17 protein-coding genes are annotated in these 17,139 nt (G+C 63.2%); 7 read left to right on the forward strand and 10 right to left on the reverse strand.

The window, feature by feature from the left end:
* Window positions 1-37: 37 nt before the first annotated feature.
* Genes BLR29_RS10510 through BLR29_RS10520 form a run of 3 tightly spaced genes read left to right on the forward strand, consistent with a single transcriptional unit; the run spans window position 38 to window position 3,143 of the window.
* Window positions 38-532: a DUF3302 domain-containing protein gene (locus BLR29_RS10510; protein ID WP_092136912.1), complete on the forward strand. Its 495-nt coding sequence runs from the start codon at window positions 38-40 to the stop codon at window positions 530-532.
* The gene (locus BLR29_RS10515) at window positions 533-1,711 is read left to right on the forward strand and encodes an HlyD family secretion protein (protein ID WP_092136913.1); all 1,179 of its coding nucleotides are present in this window, start codon (window positions 533-535) and stop codon (window positions 1,709-1,711) included.
* Window positions 1,712-1,760: 49 nt separating this feature from the next.
* Complete coding sequence (locus BLR29_RS10520; protein ID WP_369804593.1) at window positions 1,761-3,143, forward strand: efflux transporter outer membrane subunit; 1,383 nt, start codon at window positions 1,761-1,763, stop codon at window positions 3,141-3,143.
* 225 nt (window positions 3,144-3,368) lie between these two features.
* On the opposite strand, the gene BLR29_RS10525 is transcribed toward BLR29_RS10520, so the two are convergent.
* Window positions 3,369-3,638, reverse strand: a complete 270-nt coding sequence (locus tag BLR29_RS10525) for a hypothetical protein (protein WP_092136915.1) — start codon at window positions 3,636-3,638, stop codon at window positions 3,369-3,371.
* Between the two features lie 587 nt (window positions 3,639-4,225).
* Between BLR29_RS10525 and adhP the strand changes: the two genes are divergently transcribed.
* The gene (gene adhP, locus BLR29_RS10530) at window positions 4,226-5,254 is read left to right on the forward strand and encodes an alcohol dehydrogenase AdhP (RefSeq protein WP_092136916.1); all 1,029 of its coding nucleotides are present in this window, start codon (window positions 4,226-4,228) and stop codon (window positions 5,252-5,254) included.
* A gap of 156 nt (window positions 5,255-5,410) precedes the next feature.
* Here adhP and BLR29_RS10535 read toward each other — a convergent pair whose 3' ends face one another.
* Window positions 5,411-5,974, reverse strand: coding sequence for a hemerythrin domain-containing protein (locus BLR29_RS10535; protein WP_092136917.1), 564 nt, complete (start codon window positions 5,972-5,974; stop codon window positions 5,411-5,413).
* 531 nt (window positions 5,975-6,505) lie between these two features.
* Between BLR29_RS10535 and BLR29_RS10540 the strand changes: the two genes are divergently transcribed.
* Both BLR29_RS10540 and BLR29_RS10545 read left to right on the forward strand, forming a co-directional pair.
* A complete protein-coding gene (locus tag BLR29_RS10540) occupies window positions 6,506-7,405 on the forward strand; it encodes a TauD/TfdA dioxygenase family protein (RefSeq protein ID WP_092137299.1) in 900 nt (299 codons plus the stop codon).
* A gap of 24 nt (window positions 7,406-7,429) precedes the next feature.
* Window positions 7,430-8,491: a beta-keto acid cleavage family enzyme gene (locus tag BLR29_RS10545; RefSeq protein ID WP_092136918.1), complete on the forward strand. Its 1,062-nt coding sequence runs from the start codon at window positions 7,430-7,432 to the stop codon at window positions 8,489-8,491.
* A 197-nt stretch (window positions 8,492-8,688) separates the two neighbouring features.
* On the opposite strand, the gene BLR29_RS10550 is transcribed toward BLR29_RS10545, so the two are convergent.
* Both BLR29_RS10550 and BLR29_RS10555 read right to left on the reverse strand, forming a co-directional pair.
* A complete protein-coding gene (locus BLR29_RS10550; protein ID WP_092136919.1) occupies window positions 8,689-9,117 on the reverse strand; it encodes a hypothetical protein in 429 nt (142 codons plus the stop codon).
* Window positions 9,118-9,317: 200 nt separating this feature from the next.
* The gene (locus BLR29_RS10555) at window positions 9,318-10,289 is read right to left on the reverse strand and encodes an AraC family transcriptional regulator (RefSeq protein ID WP_092136920.1); all 972 of its coding nucleotides are present in this window, start codon (window positions 10,287-10,289) and stop codon (window positions 9,318-9,320) included.
* Between the two features lie 95 nt (window positions 10,290-10,384).
* Here BLR29_RS10555 and BLR29_RS10560 point away from each other — a divergent pair, with 95 nt between their 5' ends.
* Window positions 10,385-11,359 (forward strand): oxidoreductase, encoded by a 975-nt coding sequence (locus BLR29_RS10560; RefSeq protein WP_092136921.1) that lies wholly within the window; start codon window positions 10,385-10,387, stop codon window positions 11,357-11,359.
* A gap of 175 nt (window positions 11,360-11,534) precedes the next feature.
* Here BLR29_RS10560 and BLR29_RS10565 read toward each other — a convergent pair whose 3' ends face one another.
* From BLR29_RS10565 to BLR29_RS10595, 6 genes are all read right to left on the reverse strand, one after another.
* Window positions 11,535-12,494 carry a Bug family tripartite tricarboxylate transporter substrate binding protein gene (locus BLR29_RS10565; protein WP_176860932.1) on the reverse strand — a complete coding sequence of 320 codons (960 nt, stop codon included), beginning with the start codon at window positions 12,492-12,494 and terminating at the stop codon, window positions 11,535-11,537.
* A gap of 157 nt (window positions 12,495-12,651) precedes the next feature.
* Window positions 12,652-13,350 carry an AroM family protein gene (locus tag BLR29_RS10570; protein WP_092136923.1) on the reverse strand — a complete coding sequence of 233 codons (699 nt, stop codon included), beginning with the start codon at window positions 13,348-13,350 and terminating at the stop codon, window positions 12,652-12,654.
* Window positions 13,347-14,270, reverse strand: coding sequence for a DUF1177 domain-containing protein (locus BLR29_RS10575; RefSeq protein ID WP_092136924.1), 924 nt, complete (start codon window positions 14,268-14,270; stop codon window positions 13,347-13,349). Before BLR29_RS10575 ends, BLR29_RS10570 begins: the two co-directional genes overlap by 4 nt.
* A 24-nt stretch (window positions 14,271-14,294) precedes the next feature.
* Window positions 14,295-14,987 carry a dipeptidase PepE gene (pepE, locus tag BLR29_RS10580; RefSeq protein ID WP_092136925.1) on the reverse strand — a complete coding sequence of 231 codons (693 nt, stop codon included), beginning with the start codon at window positions 14,985-14,987 and terminating at the stop codon, window positions 14,295-14,297.
* Between the two features lie 31 nt (window positions 14,988-15,018).
* Window positions 15,019-15,810 carry an IclR family transcriptional regulator gene (locus BLR29_RS10585; protein WP_092136926.1) on the reverse strand — a complete coding sequence of 264 codons (792 nt, stop codon included), beginning with the start codon at window positions 15,808-15,810 and terminating at the stop codon, window positions 15,019-15,021.
* 530 nt (window positions 15,811-16,340) lie between these two features.
* Complete coding sequence (locus BLR29_RS10595) at window positions 16,341-17,036, reverse strand: GntR family transcriptional regulator (RefSeq protein ID WP_092137300.1); 696 nt, start codon at window positions 17,034-17,036, stop codon at window positions 16,341-16,343.
* Window positions 17,037-17,139: the final 103 nt, after the last annotated feature.

Here is a 17,139-nt window from a genome sequence, read left to right on the forward strand (position 1 = left end):
GCAATCGCGCGCCAACACTCCATCTCAAGACAACTCGATGAAACTGCGCCCCTATCTGCTGGCAGGCATCGGCCTGCTGGCATCGAGCGAACCTGCTTTCGCATCCGCACTCAGTGGCAAGGCCCTGGAGACCGCGGCCAATGCCATCTCCTGGGTGGTCCTGGTCTTCGTCCCGGTGGCAGGGCTCTACCTGTTCTGGATGCTGCATATCTGGCCCGAGAAGATCGCGCATCGCAAGCGCCATCCGCAAAAGGAAGCCATCCATTCGCTGTGCCTGCTGTCGCTCTTCTTTGGAGGATTGCTGTGGCCGCTGGCCTGGCTCTGGGCGCACACGAAGCCCGTGTTCTACCGGGCCGCGTATGGCACCGACAAGGCGCCGGAAGACGATGACGAGCATGGCCACGGCACGGTACCGTCGACGCACGTGCCGGCACAAGAGGGGGCTTACGGGCCGAGGCAGATGGTCAGCCTGCAGGCATCCACGACGATGGGCATCACCAGCGGCATGCACGCCGGAAAGGTGCGGATCTGAATGGATGCGCTGCTGCTTGGCGTCTACGCCCTGGCCGTATGGCTGATCTTCTTCAAGTTCAAATGGCTGCCCTGGAACACGACGTCCATGGTCATCGTGGTCACGATTCCCGTGGTGGCGATGACGATGCTGGTTCTTACGCTCAACGTGGTGGCCCCGTCATCCCATGACGTGCGGGTGGTGGGCAAGGTACTGCAGGTCGTGCCGCAGGTCCGCGGCCGCATCGTCGAACTGCCGGCCGAAGGCAACCGGCGCTACAGGAGGGGCGATGTCCTGCTGCGGATCGATCCGACCCCCTACCAGGCCTCGATCAGACAACTCGAAGGCAGGCTGATGGCCGATGATGCCGCGCTGGCTGAAGCCGAGGCATCGGCGCGCCAGCTTGGCGAATCGGTGCGCGGCGCGGCCGGACGGGTCAGCACCGTGCAGGCCAGGCTGACGCTTGCCCGTCAGCGGGTCAAGGAGCATGACGCGCTGCTTGCGGCGGGGGCCGGGTCGAAGTTCGACCGGGAAGATGCACTGACCCGCCAGCGTGAACTGGAAGGCGAGGTGGTCAGCGCGCAGGCCGCGGAGGATGAGGCCCGTCAGAAGCTGTCGGCCAGAAGCCAGGGGGAGTTTGCCGCCATTGCGACGGCGCGCGCGAAGCGGGCGGAAACCGAGGTCATGCTCGAGAACGCCCGATGGGAGCTCGAGCAGACCGTCTACCGGGCGCCCTCCGATGGCAAGGTCGTGAACCTGCAGGTACGCGTGGGCACCATGCTCGTGCCGTTCCCGTTCTCGCCCGCGTTCAGTTTTGTGGAGGACCAGCAGGAGGTCGTTGCCTTCTACAAGCAGAACGAGCTTTACAACGTCAAGGAGGGCGATCTTGCCGAGATCTATCTGCCGACGAGTCCTGGCGAGATCATCAAGGCGAAAGTCGATTCGATTGTCTGGGCGCAATCGCAAGGCCAGTTTGCTCAGGGCGGCATGATCCCGAACACCGGCGCCACCGACGCGGTGCCGAACCGATTCGCGGTCAAGCTCGACCTGCGTGACGAATCCAGCGGGCTGATGCTTCCGGTTGGGGCAATCGGAGCGGGTGCGATCTATACGGAGCATATGGAGATGTTCCACATCATTCGCATGGTCTTCCTGCGCGTCAGTTCCAAGCTGAACTACCTGGTGTTCAAGCTTCACTAGGTCCACTCGATTTGAGATTTGCCAGAGATTTGGAAGAGGGAAGTCCGTGTTGTCGTTTCTACTGAAAAAGACCTTGCTGCTGACGTTTCCGGTCGCCATGCTTTGCGGCTGCGCCTTGCAGACACCGCCAGAGGGCGCGGACCTTCGACGCCAGGCCGTGCCGGCGCTCGAAGGACAGGCCACGTGGGCGAACGCGGCCACGGCCGGCACCTCCGCCAATGGCTGGCTCGCCACCTTCGACGATGGCGAGCTGCAGCGACTGGTGCGGGAAGCCATTGCGCACAACGGCGATCTCCGGCTGGCCGCGGTGCGCGTTCAGCAGGCGCAGGCGTTGGTCGCCATCCAGCGCAGCGGCCTGCTCCCGAGCGCAGGCGTGAAGGGCAGGGCGGGCAATTCGGAAACGCAGATCCTGTCGATCGGCGCGAGCTGGGAAATCGACCTCTGGGGACGCATCCGCGCCCAGTCGCGCGCTGCGGAGTCACAGTATGCGGCTACAAGGGATGATTATCTCTGGGCCCAGCGCGTGGTCGCGGCAACTACCGCCAGGGCATGGTTCACGCTGATCCAGGGCGCGAAGCTGGAGGATCGACTGCGGCAGACCGCCGCGATGCAGGAAGACCTGGTGCGGATCACCGGCCAGCGCGTCGAGATCGGGATAGCGCCGGAGACCGAGCTGCTGGAAGCGCGGAATGCGCTTCGCGCGCAACGCGATGCAATCGGGAAAGCCGAGCTGGTCAGAAGCCAGGCCGCGCAAGCGCTGGAATTGCTGCTGGGCCGCTATCCCGCGGGGGAAATCGCGACCGGGCCAGAACTGCCGGCCATGCCCCCGGCCCCTGCCGCGGGCTTGCCGGCAAACCTGGTCGAGCGTCGGCCGGATCTGACTGCGTCGGCGCACCGTGTTGCGGCGGCCTTCGACATGCGGCAGTCGGCGGAGGCGGCGCGCCTGCCTCAGATCTCCATCAGCGCGGCCATCACCGGTATCCGGAGCGATGTGTTCCTGCTCAACCAGGCCGGTAGCCCAATCAAGGGACTCAATGGTTCGTTCTTCGCGCCGATCTTCACCGGCGGAGAGCTCAAGGCCAGGGCGGACTACTACAGCGCCGAAGAGAAAGCCGCCTTGATTGCCTATGGCAACACCGCGCTGCAGGCACTGGGCGAGGTGGAAGCGGGACTGCAGGCCGAATCCGTCTATGCCGAGCGCGCCAAGCAACTGCGCGAGCGGGTGGATGACAGCCGTGTACTGGTGCAGCGAGAGGTGGCGCGCGCGGGCATCGGCGCTTCGGATACGCGGGGCCTGCTGAAGCAGCGGCAGGCCCTCGTGGCCGCCGAGATGGATCTCATCAACGTCCAGGCCGATCATCTCAACCAGCGCATCGCACTATTGCTGGCGTTGGGTGGTGATTGGAAGGGCGAGGCAGGCGATGGTGCGTGAAAGGCTGGTGCTCGCCTTCGTTCCTTCGTATCGTCAAGTCTGATGCCCACGGGGCGTCGTGCGTACAACGTCGAGCGGGCGCCATCGTTCAGGCTTCGGACCTTGCGGGCTCGATGACAGATCCTCTGCATTACCTGTCTGGTGTCTTTTGCGGCCTGACGCTGATGCCGTGCCCCATGCCAAGGACGATCTGCAGAACCGTTTCGTCGGCGAGCATCGGCCGCGCTAGTACTTGATGTCCCGTTTTTGCTGGCGGCCCTCCTGCTTCGTGTCGCGCTTGTCTTGCCGGCACTGGGAGTTGCTCTTCTGGTTTGCAGCCCGGCAGTCGACCTTACCTGCGCGCGCTTCCTGTTTGGCAGCCTGGTTTACGTCCCTGCCTTGTTGGCGCTGTTGCGACTGGTTGGTGGCCAGGGCAGCCCCCGATATCGCCAGGAGTCCGGCTGCGGCCAGCAATGTGACCTTCCGCCTCCAAAGTCCGTTTCTTGATTCGACCATTTTCACCTCCTCCGTGCTGGGTAGAAACGGCGTTCAGGCGCGACTTACCTTTTGAGCCCAATGCCAACTGAATCCGTGGCTTTGTCTGCTGTTCACCACGTTGATCCAATTGTAGTGTTTGCCTATCCGACTGCAATGGCCCTTAGGCCAAAGGCGAAACTGAGTTGCGCGCACCTAAGGCAGGCCTTCCATCAGTTGAAGGTTCAGATAAGACGTAGCCTTTTCGACACCTGGAGACTCGCACATTTGTTCGCGGGACGCAGTGCATGGGCCAAATTCGCAAGTGTCGCCGGCATCTACTAACAGCGCCGGTAAGCCAGGGTTTTATCGCGATGCATCGAAAAAGCTAACTATTGGATTGCCGAGGTGTTTGGGCGCAAGGACATGAAGCAGGTCATCGCTATGTCGAAACGGCAGGAATGTCCCTGCCGAGAACAATACGCGTGGCAGGGACCGACCCCGAATCCTTCTGGACTCGCAGTGGCCTGATTCCTATCATGACTTGCGTGCCCGCAGCGGCGCCAAGATGGCATGTTGCTCCGCACAACCCCGGCGTGACATGCAGCCGTCGTCGAAAAGGAGCTCCTATGTCAGCCATGATGAAAGCCGCGGTCGTGCATGCGTTTGGCGCACCACTGTCCATCGAGGAAGTCCCTGTGCCGCAGCCCGGCCCAGGCCAGATTCAGGTCAAGATCGAAGCATCCGGCGTCTGCCATACCGATCTGCACGCTGCCCAGGGTGACTGGCCGGTCAAGCCCTCGTTGCCGTTCATCCCCGGCCATGAAGGCGTAGGGTTCGTGTCCGGGGTAGGGGCGGGCGTGACACGCGTGAAGGAAGGCGACCGCGTCGGCGTTCCCTGGCTCTACAGCGCCTGCGGCTACTGCGAGCACTGCCTGCAAGGCTGGGAAACCCTTTGCGAGCAACAGAAGAATACCGGCTACTCCGTCAACGGCGGCTACGGCGAATTCGTGGTGGCCGATCCGAACTACGTCGGCCTGCTACCGGATAGCGTCGGCTTTGTTGAGATTGCGCCGATTCTGTGTGCGGGGGTGACGGTCTACAAGGGGCTCAAGGTCACCGACACGCGCCCCGGCCAGTGGGTGGTGATCTCCGGCATCGGCGGGCTCGGCCACGTGGCCGTGCAGTACGCGCGCGCCATGGGCCTGCGCGTGGCGGCCGTTGACATTGACGACGAAAAGCTCGCGCTTGCCCGCAAGCTCGGCGCCGAAGTCGGCGTCAACGCCAGCACCACCGATCCTGCTGCCTTCCTGCAAAAGGAAATCGGCGGTGCCCATGCTGTGCTGGTCACGGCGGTCTCGCCGCAGGCATTCTCCCAGGCCATCGGCATGGTACGTCGGGGCGGCACGATTTCGCTCAACGGACTGCCGCCGGGCAACTTCCCCACGCCGATCTTCGACGTGGTGCTGAAGGCCATCACGATCCGCGGCTCGATCGTTGGCACTCGCAGCGATTTGCAGGAAGCGCTCGAGTTCGCCGCCAACGGCGCGGTGAAGGCGACGGTCTCCACCGAGAAGCTGGAGAACATCAACGGCATCCTCGATCGCATGAAGGCCGGCCAGATCGAGGGCCGCATCGTGATGGACTTCAGTCAGTAGCAGCAGCGCTTCGGGACGCTGCCGGCCGAACGCGCCGGCAGCAAATCAGGAGGCTGAGCCCCAGAGTTTTCTCCGAATAGCATTGCCAGCTTCTTGCACGAAGAAGCCGGACCGGCATGTTGGCAATTGATCTGGTTGATGGCGGGGATGCCGAATCTAGCTATGGCCGGACACACTCGCCTCGCTTTCGATTTGCTTGCGCAGCATCGCGAAACGTTCCTGGAAGCTCTCCCCAAAGAGCGGGTCGTCGCTCGCCGGAACGGCAGTGTCAACTGCCGCCCAATCCTCGCGCGTCAGTAGCTGAGCAGCGCGCGGCATGACGTGTCGCTCCTCTGTCGAAAGATGATTTCGATAGTACACAAGGTACATTGCTCCGGCGGCCTCCAAAGCCGCGCGCGAACTTATCACATCTCCTTCAGCCTCAGCGAGGCGGTCTGATAACGCCTCGCCAACCGTGGCAATCACACGATGTTCCTGCTGCAATCGGCTAACCACAATTTGCATGCCGGGATCTCGCTCAACGAGCCGCGCGTATGCAACATCTTCACGGGGATGGTGAACGCGATCGCCGAAACTGCGCATGTAATAGATGATGGAACTCATCAAGTTGTAGTTCGGCTGCTCTCCGCGATCGAAAAGAATTACCTGCTCTTCCAGAAGGTCTAGCAGTCGAGCGAAATGAATGTGATCTTCGTGCCAAATCGAAAGTGGGGTAGTCACCGCGCGCTCCTTGGAAACGGATGATGTTCACGTCGCCTTCGACGCCAGATCAAATCGAAGCAACTTACTTACTACAGTATTTCTCGATCCAGAGACTGCCATGACATGGATCAATGGATCGAGGCGTGACTCGCGAGTGCCGCCCCAGGGCGAGCTCGGAAGCAGTCGGCGGTTACCGTCCTTCTGGGTCAACGGTCTGATGAGTACCGCTGGCGCTGCCTTCTTGGCGAGGCTTGCGATCGCCCCCATTTTCTCGACCAATGACATAGCTGAACCGCCCCGGCCAGTCGGGGCGCTTTCTTTTGTTTGATTTTCATCAAATCGCTCCGGTCCGGCGACCCTTCCTGTCGCCAAACGCTATGCGTCTGGCGCGAGATGCAAAGTCCGGTCCCCGTGCGAGGCCTAACTTGGTGTCAACGCAACACGCGTTGAACTACGGCATCGAGACCACAGGAGACAGAAATTGGCCACACCCCGCTTTTTCCATTGCACGACCTGCTGCGCATGCATGGCCCGTGAGGAGGCTCAATGATGCGCATAGAACAACTGACCGCCAGCATCGGCGCCGAACTCGTCGGCGTGAAGCTTTCCGATGCCATTCATGACGATGGACTCTTCGACGAGATCCGTGCCGCGTTGCTGAGGCACAAGGTCCTGTTCCTGCGAGACCAGGACATTTCCCGCGCCGAACATGTCGCGTTCGCCGAACGCTTCGGCAGGCTGGAAGACCACCCGGTTGCCGGCAGCCATCCGGAGCACCCGGGGCTCGTGCAGATCTATAAGCGGCCCGACCAGCCGATGGACCGCTATGAAAACGCCTGGCATACCGATGCGACCTGGCGCGAGGCGCCGCCCATGGGCTGCGTGCTGCGCTGTGTGGATACGCCTCCGGTCGGTGGGGACACGATGTGGGCGAACATGGCTCTTGCCTACGAGAAGCTGCCCGCCCACGTCAAGGTGGAAATTGCCAGCCTGCGGGCACGGCACAGCATCGAGGCGAGCTTCGGCGCGGCCATGCCGGTCGAGAAGCGCCTGGCGTTGAAGGCGCAGTACCCGGATGCCGAGCATCCGGTTGTACGGCTTCATCCGGAAACTGGCGAAGAGATTCTCTTCGTCAACGCGTTCACCACCCACTTCACCAATTTTCATACGCCCGCATACGTGCGTTACGGACAGGACTTCAACCCGGGAGCGGCCGATTTGCTGCGTTATCTGGTCACCCAGGCCTTCATTCCGGAATACCAGGTGCGCTGGCGCTGGAAGCCCAACAGCATGGCGATCTGGGACAACCGCAGCACCCAGCACTATGCAGTGATGGACTACGCACCCTGCCATCGCAAGATGGAGCGCGCCGGCATCATCGGCGACAAGCCCTTCGGCATTGGCGAAGGAGAAATCAAGGCGCATATGGCCAAGCCGGTCATGGCCTGAACGATCTATCCCTAGGAGAGAGACATGGATTTCATTGACGGTTCGCTGTTCCCTGAAAATCAGCAGAAGCTTGTCATCACTGCTGCGCCTTATGGCCCGGAATGGATGCCATCCGATTTTCCGGAAGACATCCCGGTGACGATGGAGGAGCAGATCCAGAAGGCTGTGGACTGCTACAACGCCGGCGCTACCGTGCTGCACGTTCACGTGCGCGAAGCCGACGGAAAGGGCTCCAAGCGCCTGTCCAAGTTCAATGAACTGCTTGCCGGCATCCGGGCCCGGTGCCCGGACATGGTCCTGCAGGTTGGCGGGTCGATCTCGTTCGCGCCGGAGAGCGAAGGCGATGCGGCCAAGTGGCTGTCGGACGACACCCGCCACATGCTGGCGGAACTGAAGCCGACGCCGGACCAGGTGACAATCGCCATAAACACCAACCAGATGAACGTGGTCGAGCAGATGTGCGCAGCCGATGTCGCTGGCACATCCCTGGCCGAGCCCGCGAGTTACCGCGCCTACCGCGAGATGACTATCCCCGCCGGGCCGGAATGGGTGGAGGAGCATATCCGCCGGCTCAGCAGCAATGGCGTCCAGACACACTTCCAGCTTGCCAACATCGCGCAACTGGAAACCGTGGAGCGGATGATGCGACGGGGCACTTGCAACGTGCCGCTGATCCTGACTTGGGTAGCGATCGGCGGCGGCTTCGAGGCGCCCAACATCTACAACCTCGCAAACTTCGTGCGAGCGTGCCCGAACGGCTCGGTGCTGACGCTGGAGACCTCGATGCTCAACGTGCTGCCGCTCAACATGATGGCCATTGCCATGGGTCTGCATGTGCGTTGCGGGATCGAAGACAACATCTGGACGCAGCGGCGGGACCGCAAGATGGGCACGGTCGAACAGATCGAGCAACTCGTACGAATCTCGCGCGAATTCGGTCGGGACGTCGCCAGCGCGAAGGAAGCAAGGGAAATCTACAAGATCGGTACGTTCTACGACAGCATCGACGAGACTCTGGCGGAGAATGGCTTCGCGCCAAACCGCAAGCCTGGCCAAGTCGGATTTACTCGGCACGCGCGTCGTTGATTTGCAGGGCTGGGCTTGCGCGGTTGTGGATCGCCTCGACATCGGGTCTCTCATCCGGTCCGGGGCGCTCCCAAAGAGAAGTCGGAACTGTCACCTCCGCAATGGCCGATTCGAAGGTGAAGGTCCGTTGTTTAAGTGAGGCCGCCGCCGGAATGGCTAGGTGATGCCGTGCCTTATCTCGGATTGCCCGCCTGCTGTCAGGCCATTTCACTGGCAGGTTCGCCAGCCACCTCGCCTTCCGTCTCGTCGGTCGGCGTGCTTTCCGCTATCGCGTTGTCGACTTCGGAAACCATGTCGCCCAGGCCGATGGCGACCGTGATATTCGGCGTCCAGTTCTTGCGGTCGGTGCTGACCTCGGCAAACGTGGTCACCGTTGCGGTGTAGCCCTGCGCTCTGAGGTCGTCGGCTAGCCGTTGCGCGCGCGATTCCAGCGCTGCTTGCGGATTGTCTTCGTTGATGTCGAGTACCAGGCTGGTCTCGAATTCTTCCTTGCCCCTCTGGATTGCCGTTTGCATTGCCTTGAGTTGCTTGTTCGCGAGCGCGACGAGCCTGCTGTACCTGGATTCTTCCTGGCTGGCGCGCAGTGCCTTGGCGGCGTTGATGATTTCGGTGCGGTCCACGAACATGATTGCCTTTCGAGGTGAGGGAGAGAAAGCGCAGGCGACGCACGGGCTTGACGACTGGAGCCAGCTTTTTCGGGATGCGGCGACTACTGTATAAATATACAGTAGTCGCCAGCTAACCGGCAAGGGGTAAAGGGTGAAAGTCCCTGACAGAGGATAGACCCACCTGACATGCCCTGTGCTCCCTCACGAGAGAGGAGCCTTTAGAAAGCGGCGCTTGCCTCGATTTCGGATGTGCCGCGCTCGCGCTCTGAACGCTCCTCATCTAGCGTCTTTCGATATCGCCCCGGTGCTGTCCCAGTCACGCGCTTGAATGCGTGACTGAACGCACTTTCAGACGTATATCCGATCGATTCTGCGACTTCCGCAACAGGTGCGCCTGCGCGCAGTTCTCGCTTCGCGAGATGCATCCGCCAGTTCGTCAGGTAGGTGAGCGGAGGCACGCCCATCACTTCGCGAAAGTGCACGACGAAGGAAGTGCGCGACATGCCGGCTTCCTGCGCGAGATCTTCCAGGTTCCAGGCGCGCCTGGGGTCCGCGTGCATCGCCGCGAGGGTGGGAGCCAGACGTCTGTCACCCAGGGCCCTGAGCCAGCCACCGCCGCTTTTCGATGACTGCATGACAAAAGCCCTGAGCGTCTGCACAAAAAGAAGCTGAGCCAGTTCTGCAAGCACAATGGGCCATCCGGGACGCGTCGGGGGCTTCATTTCACGGACGATTTGTTCGAGCAGCCAACCAAGGCTTTCTGCTTCGCGATGAGCGCCGCTGACGTGAATGAGTGGCGGGAGGCCACCAAGGAGCAGAGGCTGATGCCGGTCGTCGATCTCAACCATGCCGCCCAGCATCACGAAATCTTCACCGTGCCCCAGGCGGTAATCGCCATTGTCGTCCTGAGCAAGCGGTGTCGTGATGGCGTCTGCAATGAGATGTGGTGCGCTGGCCAGAACCAGGGGACGGGAGCCGTTCGTGATCAGAATGTCTCCGCGCTCGAACTGCGCAGGGCTCGTCATCCCCTCCATGAAATACCAGCAAGTCCCCTCGACACCTGCGCAGAATTTCACCGCATCGAGATTGGCAAAGCGGCGCCCCCAGCTTCCGCCGGCGACAAGCCGCCCGGAGAGACGGCATCGGGCACGTACGAGGTTGAGCAGATCCGAGAGAAGGTCGGTGGTCATTTTCGAACTATCACGCATAAAGCGCGGCCTTTCAAGCATTCTAAGTACGGGAAGGGCAGGCTAAAGTGCCTCCATCCTTCAAATGGAGAGATTCCATGCCCACTTTGCAAGCACCCATCGGTTCGGGATTCGGCCCAGCATCCACGGCTGCGGAAGTCATCACAGGTATCGACCTCACCGGCAAGAATGTCGTCGTGACAGGCGGGTATTCCGGAATCGGCGTTGAAACCGTCCGGGCTTTCCGCTCGGCCGGCGCAACGGTTGTCGTGCCCGTTCGCGACATGGCCAAGGCTCAGGAAGCGCTTCGCGACATTCCCGGCGTGGTTCTGGAGGATATGGACCTGCTCGATCCGGCGTCGATCGACAGGCTTGCAGAACGTGTTCTCGCAGCGACGGATTCGCTCGACATCCTGGTCAACAATGCGGGCGTCATGGCGCCGCCGCTCTCGCGCGACGCGCGTGGTTACGAATCGCAATTCGCCGCCAACCATCTTGGCCATTTTCAGCTCACCTGCCGGCTTTGGCCTGCCTTGCGGCGCGCCAGCGGGGCCCGCGTCATTGCACTGAGCTCCTACGGGCACCGGCGCGCGGGGATCGACTTCCATGATCCCAATTTCGAGACCCGCGAGTACGACCCGTGGATTGCCTACGGCCAATCAAAGACCGCGAATGCGCTGTTCGCGGTCGCGCTGGATTCGATCGGGCAGCACCACGGCGTGCGAGCGTTCTCCGTGCATCCGGGAGGCATCGTGACGGGACTCGTCCGGCACATGTCGCAAGCGCAGATCGATGCGAGCGAGATCCTCGACAAGGAGGGCAGGCCGATCATTGATCCGCAGAACAACAAGAAGACGCCGCAACAAGGTGCTGCCACGACCGTATGGTGTGCGACGAGCCCGAAGCTTGACGGCATGGGTGGCGTTTACTGCGCCGACTGCGAGATTGCGCGCGCACTGCCTTCTGACGATTCAACGGAGATGCACGGCGTACGTCCGCGAGCGACGGACCCGGTGGCCGCCGGGCGCCTTTGGCAACTCAGCGAGCAACTGACCGGCGCTCGCATCGATTGAGGAGGTCGGATATGCGATACGGCCGGCTCGGGAGCGCCTACTTGCTGGACTGGCGGTCCGCGGATCGTTTGGAGAGCCGCGCGGCGCGTGCAGCGGTGGTGGGCACCGGATTGAGGGGCCAACGCGTGCCGCCTGCCGACAGCGGCACGCAGCATGCAGCACGCTGATAGCGCGATCAGTCGAGCGAGATCTTTGCTGACTTGATCACGTCGGCCCACATCTTCCGGTCCTGCGCCAGGAAGCTGCTGAAGTGCTCGGGCGTGTCGCCCACTGGTTCGGAGCCGAACTCGGCCATCTTCTTCCGTACTTCCGGATTGGCCATCGCCTTGACCAGCGCCTGGTTGTAGCGGGTCACGATGGCTTTGGGCAGGTCCTTCGGTCCGAAGATGCCTTGCCAGGTCGGCATGTTGAAATCCTTCAGGCCGCTCTCGGCAAGCGTCGGCACGTCAGGCAACAGCGGCGATCGCCTGGTGCTGGTGACCGCCAGCGCCTTGACCTTGCCCGTCTTGGCCAGTGCGGCTGCCGTGGTGATGTTGTCCACGGTCATGGCGATATGGCCACCCATCAGGTCCGTGATGACCGGCGTGGCACCCTTGTACGGGGCGTGAACCATATCGATGCCGAGCCGGTGCAGCATGGTTTCGGCAATCAGGTGGTTGGAGGTGCCGACGCCGGCGGTGCCATAGGTGACCTGAGGCGTCTTTTTCACATAGGCGACGAAGTCGGCCATGGTCTTCACCGGCAGGGAGGGGGTCACGATGATCACATTGGGCTGCGTGGCCAGCATGGCGATGGGCGTGAAGTCATCGGCCTTGTACGGCGTGCCCTTGGGATTGAGCAGATGGGTCACCGCCATCGCGCCGGCAGCGCCCATGCCGATCGTGTAGCCGTCGGCCGGGGCCTTGGCCAGCTTGTCGGCGGAGATGTTGCCACCCGCGCCGGGCACGTTTTCCACCACCACCGGCACCCCCAGACTTTCCGAAAGCGGCGCTTGCACCAATCGCGCCAGCAGATCAGCCGAGCCACCGGGAGCAAAGCCCACCAGCAGCCGTACCGGCTTTGTCGGCTTCCACTCCTCGGCCTGTGCGGCCGCCGTGGTTGCCATGCTGACGCCTGCCCCCACGCCAATGACCATTGCACCGCGCGCCAGCGGTACCATCCGCTTCGCCACCCATTTCGCTACGCCTATTGTCGTTACCATCTTCACTTCCACTCCAGCGTTGTCGCGGGCAATCTGTCAGCGGGCTTGCCCTTACCCGATAAAAGGATTCGTTCTCGCCTTGATTCAGGCTTCAGGCGGCCGTGCCGGCCAGGACCTGCCCCAGCAACTTCGCCACCATGCGGTTGGAGAGCAGCACCGGCGCGCCCGCATGGGCAGCCACTTCAGCGCGCATGGCTTCGGTAAAGCCCATGCAGTGCATCACGATCAGGTCACAACCGCGCAGCGCCTCGCCGGCCTGCGCGAACCGGCCGCTGGTGGCATCGGTGTAGGGTGAGGCATGCGTGACGCGCAACGCGCATGGCACGGATTGGATCAGGTGGAAGTCCTTCACCTGGGCCTCGAGTGGCAGCACGATCCCCATTTGCTTGCAACCCTGCGCAAGCGCCACGGTCAGGTGGTCGACCACCTGTTGCGGCTCGATCACCAGCGTGCGCAGGGGGGGAAGGGCGGTACCGGTGCACAGCGGCACCAGGACGTCGAAGCGGCCGTCATCGAGCGAGGTCATCAGCCGCGCCAGCATCGCTTCGGCCGCCGGCTTGCCCATCACCACCTGGCCGCCGTCGCGCAGGCGGCTGGCAAAGCGGTACTCGCCCGGCGCTGGCGCAAGGTCCGCGATCTCTTCCGCGGTCAGCGTATCCAGAATGCCGAATTCCTCCACGGCCACGGGCAGGTCAAGGTCGGCGGTCATCTGAGGCACCACGTCCACCCGCGGCGCCTGGCCGATGGTCACAAACGCCACGCGCGGCTGGCGAGCCGTTGCCGTGCTCATGCCTCGTGCCCCACGGTCTGCAGATGAGCCAGCGAGCCGTAGCGCTGCTGCAGCGCCGCCCACTCGGCCTCGTCATGGAACGCACATTCGCCGGCGCCAAACTGCTTGGCCACCTCGATGCAGAATCGCGTGGCCACGTCCAGGTCGAATGCATTGGTCGCGCCGGTGGCGCAGCCCGGCACCGTGGTTTGCGCGGTCAGTGCCACGCCGACGACGGGGGCAGTGGTCACGATCGTTGGCTGCATGATCGAGTTGACGTGCCACAGCCCGTTCTCGTACGGCGTGATGTCCTGCGTAGTCAGCGGCAGCACGACCGGAAGTTCTCCGCTGACCCAGCCCATCAGGTCCAGCATTCGCTCCGGCAGGCGTAACAGCCAGCCTTCCTTGGCCACCGGTGTCAGCGCCACGCCGCGCCGGTTGACGAAGCGGTTGCCGCGCGATGTGTCCACCGACAGGATGGCCGCCATCTTCGGATGTACCTCGTGCGTCATCATCTTGCGCATCGCGAACGGCGACTTCATCATCGGCACCGGCTGATGCGGCCGCGTGGCGGCATGTGGACAGATATGCGTGTGGATGCGCACCGGGCCAGCCAGCACATCGCCCGAGGCGGCCATATCGGCCAGTTTCAGCGCCGTGGCTACCGCGACGATCGCGCCGTCGGCGTCGGAAACCAGGCCGGTCACCGCCGGACGCGCCCCGACCCCGCCCAGCCGGCCCACCACGCCCAGGGCGGGGGCCTCGGGGTTTCGGCCGGGCAGCGTGCAGGCGAGGAAATCGGTGTGAAGACCGTTTTCCTCCACGCGGGTGACCGTCACATCGGCGACGCCGCGCGAACGCAACAGCGTGGCAACCGTCTCGCCATCGACATGGGCCGCAGACAGCAACTCGATCGATTCAATGACCTGCTTGATGGACATCTTGCTTCAATTCCTGTGAGGCGTTTAGCGAGGCAGCGGCGATTCTGGCGGCAGATCCAGCGTCTGCGTGCCCTTGAACCAGCGTGCGGCATGCGGGCCGCCCAATTTCATGTGGTCGCCGGATACACGCAGCCAGGTGCCTTCCGGCAGTCCCAGGACGGGTACGTCGGGCTTCAGCGTCGTGAACTCGGCCAGCCGCTGGTCACGCGTCTCGCCACGGAAGCCCGGCACCATGAGATTGAGGTAATGCGGATTGATCTGGAAGGGCAGCAGCGCCAGGGCGTCCAGCCCGCCTGGATCTACCACCGGCATATCGTTGGTGGTGCAGATCGTCGGGCAGGCCAGATTGGTGCCGGCACTCCAACCCACGAAGCGCGCGCCGCCCGACCGCACGCGCCGCGCGATGGGCGCCAGCAGCTTGCGGTCACGCAGGCACTGCAGCAACCTGAAGGTATTGCCACCCCCGACGACGATCAGTTCCGCGGCTTCTACCGCCGCGACCGGATCGGTTGCGCGATGCAGCGATTGCACGGCGAGGCCAGCGGGCTGCAATGCATCGCTGACCATGGCCTCGTACGCGTCCCAGTCGCGCGTCACGCCCGCGAACGGTACGAAGCAGGCCGTCTTGCAGCCCGCGGCGAGTTCCGCAATGGCGCCCCGGGCGTGGGCCAGGTAGCCCGCCTCGCTGGTGGAATTGCTCAGTAACAGAAGTTCCATGAAGAGTTCGCTGAGGAATCGATGAAAGTTGCTAGTGGCTGGCCGCCGCGTCGGCAGGCCGGATCCACAATGGATCGCCGATGCGCTGTCCCACCGGCGCCACGGCCCGCACCAGCGTGTCGCGCAGTGCGTGCGCCTGCGCCTGGCCCACCTGCATCGCGGTAAACGAGAGGCACAGGCCCCGCACGTCACCGGAAACCGGGTCAGCCAGCGTGGTCGCCACGGCGCCAATGCCGGGCATGCCCTCGTTGATGGCCATGGCGCTGCGCTCGCGATGCGCCGTCGCCACGCGCTCCCGCAGCTCACCGACGGTGGCGGGGCAGTTGGCCGGGGGCTCCGGCAGCTTGCGGGCATCCGAGCTGCCATACCGTGCGCCGAGTTCCGCCTCTGGAAGACGCGAAAGCAACACCCGGCCCATCGCGGTGGTAAATGCCGGGCGACGTGTACCCGGCGGCGACAGTACCTGCACCGGGTTGCTGCCGTTCAAGCGCTGCAGCACCACGGTGTCGGTACCGTCGAGCATCGACAAATAAGCGGTAAAACCGGTGGAATCCGACAGCGCAACCAGGATCTCCCGGCACTGCTCGTCAAACGGATGCGCCTGCGTTGCCGCCTGTGCCGCGCGAATCAGCAGCGCGCCGGGCCGGTAACGCCGCGTGGCCGGCTGCAACTCCAGCAGCCGGTAGCGCACCATCTGCGCGAGCAGGCGCGATGCCGAGCTCTTGGCCAGGCCAAGCTCGCCGATGACGTCGTTGAAGGTGATCTCGTGCCGGCCGTGATCGAACAGGTTCAGCACGCTTTCCACGCCTTCCAGAATGCTCAAGCCAACTCCTTTGCTTTCTTGCTGCAGCCTCACAAGGTTCCGTTTTTCGGAACCATGGTTCTGAAAAATGATTTGCAAATGGTAGCGCCAGGGAAGGAAGATTTCAAGGAGGGGATCGTTCGGCGTGCCCGGAGTGAATGAACGACCACGCCTGGATAAGCCGGATAACAAGTGGAGCTTGTCGCGACTTTGCGGCCATCCCGAAGGACTACGACCTGGTACTGGATACGCAGGGCGGACATGCTCTCGAGAAGTCGCCGCGAGAGCTCAAGCCGGGCGGGCAGACTCATCGAGATTGCTGGTCCGCCTGATCCCGATTTTGCGAAGGAGATGGGTGCCTCCTGGTTCCTGAAAACGGCGATGCGCCTTCTGAGCTATCGCATCAGAAGAGCGGCGCAACGTCGTTCGAATCAACCAGCGAGGCCCTGGCTTACGTCGGAACTGGACGTGCAAAGGGTAGGGTTGTCATCAAGACCCGATGGAAGGAGACAGGTCGATGCGGCGATGGAGGCGCTCGCCGCGCACCGTACTCAGGCGTCGATCACGCGCCGCGCGAAGCGTTCCAGATAATCCATCAGCAAATCCGCCCCGTTGGCGGCTTCGCTTTCATTGCCGCTGGCAATGGCCTGCGCCATGGCGAGATGGGCCTGGGCGCCTTCGGCGATCTCGCCTTCGTGCTGGTATGCGTACCAGAAGCGCCGGCACTGCACGATCAGCGGGATCACGGCCTTGACGGCAGAGCGGTTGCGGCAGGCGGCGTGGTTGACGTGGTCGAGCGCCTGGTCGGCGGCCATGTAGTCGTCGAGGTTGCCGCGCTGGGCGGCCTTGACCATCTTCTGCGCGCTGACGATCAGCGCCTTGCGCTGGGCGTCGGTCGCGCGGCGCGCGGCGTTGGCGGCGATGAGCCGTTCCAGCACGCGGCGCGTGGCAATGACGTCCAGATGGTCCATCACATCGATCGTCGACACGATCAGGCCGCGCCGGGGCTGCTGGATCACGAGTCCCATCGACACCATGCGCACCAGCGCCTCGCGCACGGGCGTGCGGCCAAGCTCCGTCATCTCGGCGAGATCGGCTTCCACCACGGGGCTGCCGGGCGCGATCTCAAGCTTGGAGATCAGCGTCTCGATCTTGTCGTAGGCGATATCGGTGGCGCGCCGCTTCTCGCGTTTGTCGTCTTCGGGGCGACGCGCCGCAGCGCTCTGGTTCTTGGGAAGCGTAGGCATCTCGGTCGGATTGGCAACGTGGCGTGCGCGTGCGGGCAGGGGCGGGCACGCGCCGCCAGCGAAGGCGGCGGACGACATTATGCCGTGACCGCCGTCGGCTGGC

The organism is Cupriavidus sp. YR651 (assembly GCF_900101625.1).
GTDB lineage: Bacteria > Pseudomonadota > Gammaproteobacteria > Burkholderiales > Burkholderiaceae > Cupriavidus.

Coding starts and splice junctions, on each gene's coding strand:
- BLR29_RS10510 (WP_092136912.1), top strand. CDS start 38: ATGAAACTGCGCCCCTATCTGCTGGCAGGCATCGGCCTGCTGGCATCG.
- BLR29_RS10515 (WP_092136913.1), top strand. CDS start 533: ATGGATGCGCTGCTGCTTGGCGTCTACGCCCTGGCCGTATGGCTGATC.
- BLR29_RS10525 (WP_092136915.1), bottom strand. CDS start 3,638: ATGGTCGAATCAAGAAACGGACTTTGGAGGCGGAAGGTCACATTGCTG.
- adhP (WP_092136916.1), top strand. CDS start 4,226: ATGTCAGCCATGATGAAAGCCGCGGTCGTGCATGCGTTTGGCGCACCA.
- BLR29_RS10540 (WP_092137299.1), top strand. CDS start 6,506: ATGCGCATAGAACAACTGACCGCCAGCATCGGCGCCGAACTCGTCGGC.
- BLR29_RS10545 (WP_092136918.1), top strand. CDS start 7,430: ATGGATTTCATTGACGGTTCGCTGTTCCCTGAAAATCAGCAGAAGCTT.
- BLR29_RS10550 (WP_092136919.1), bottom strand. CDS start 9,117: ATGTTCGTGGACCGCACCGAAATCATCAACGCCGCCAAGGCACTGCGC.
- BLR29_RS10555 (WP_092136920.1), bottom strand. CDS start 10,289: ATGACCACCGACCTTCTCTCGGATCTGCTCAACCTCGTACGTGCCCGA.
- BLR29_RS10560 (WP_092136921.1), top strand. CDS start 10,385: ATGCCCACTTTGCAAGCACCCATCGGTTCGGGATTCGGCCCAGCATCC.
- BLR29_RS10565 (WP_176860932.1), bottom strand. CDS start 12,494: ATGGTCATTGGCGTGGGGGCAGGCGTCAGCATGGCAACCACGGCGGCC.
- BLR29_RS10570 (WP_092136923.1), bottom strand. CDS start 13,350: ATGAGCACGGCAACGGCTCGCCAGCCGCGCGTGGCGTTTGTGACCATC.
- BLR29_RS10575 (WP_092136924.1), bottom strand. CDS start 14,270: ATGTCCATCAAGCAGGTCATTGAATCGATCGAGTTGCTGTCTGCGGCC.
- pepE (WP_092136925.1), bottom strand. CDS start 14,987: ATGGAACTTCTGTTACTGAGCAATTCCACCAGCGAGGCGGGCTACCTG.
- BLR29_RS10595 (WP_092137300.1), bottom strand. CDS start 17,036: ATGCCTACGCTTCCCAAGAACCAGAGCGCTGCGGCGCGTCGCCCCGAA.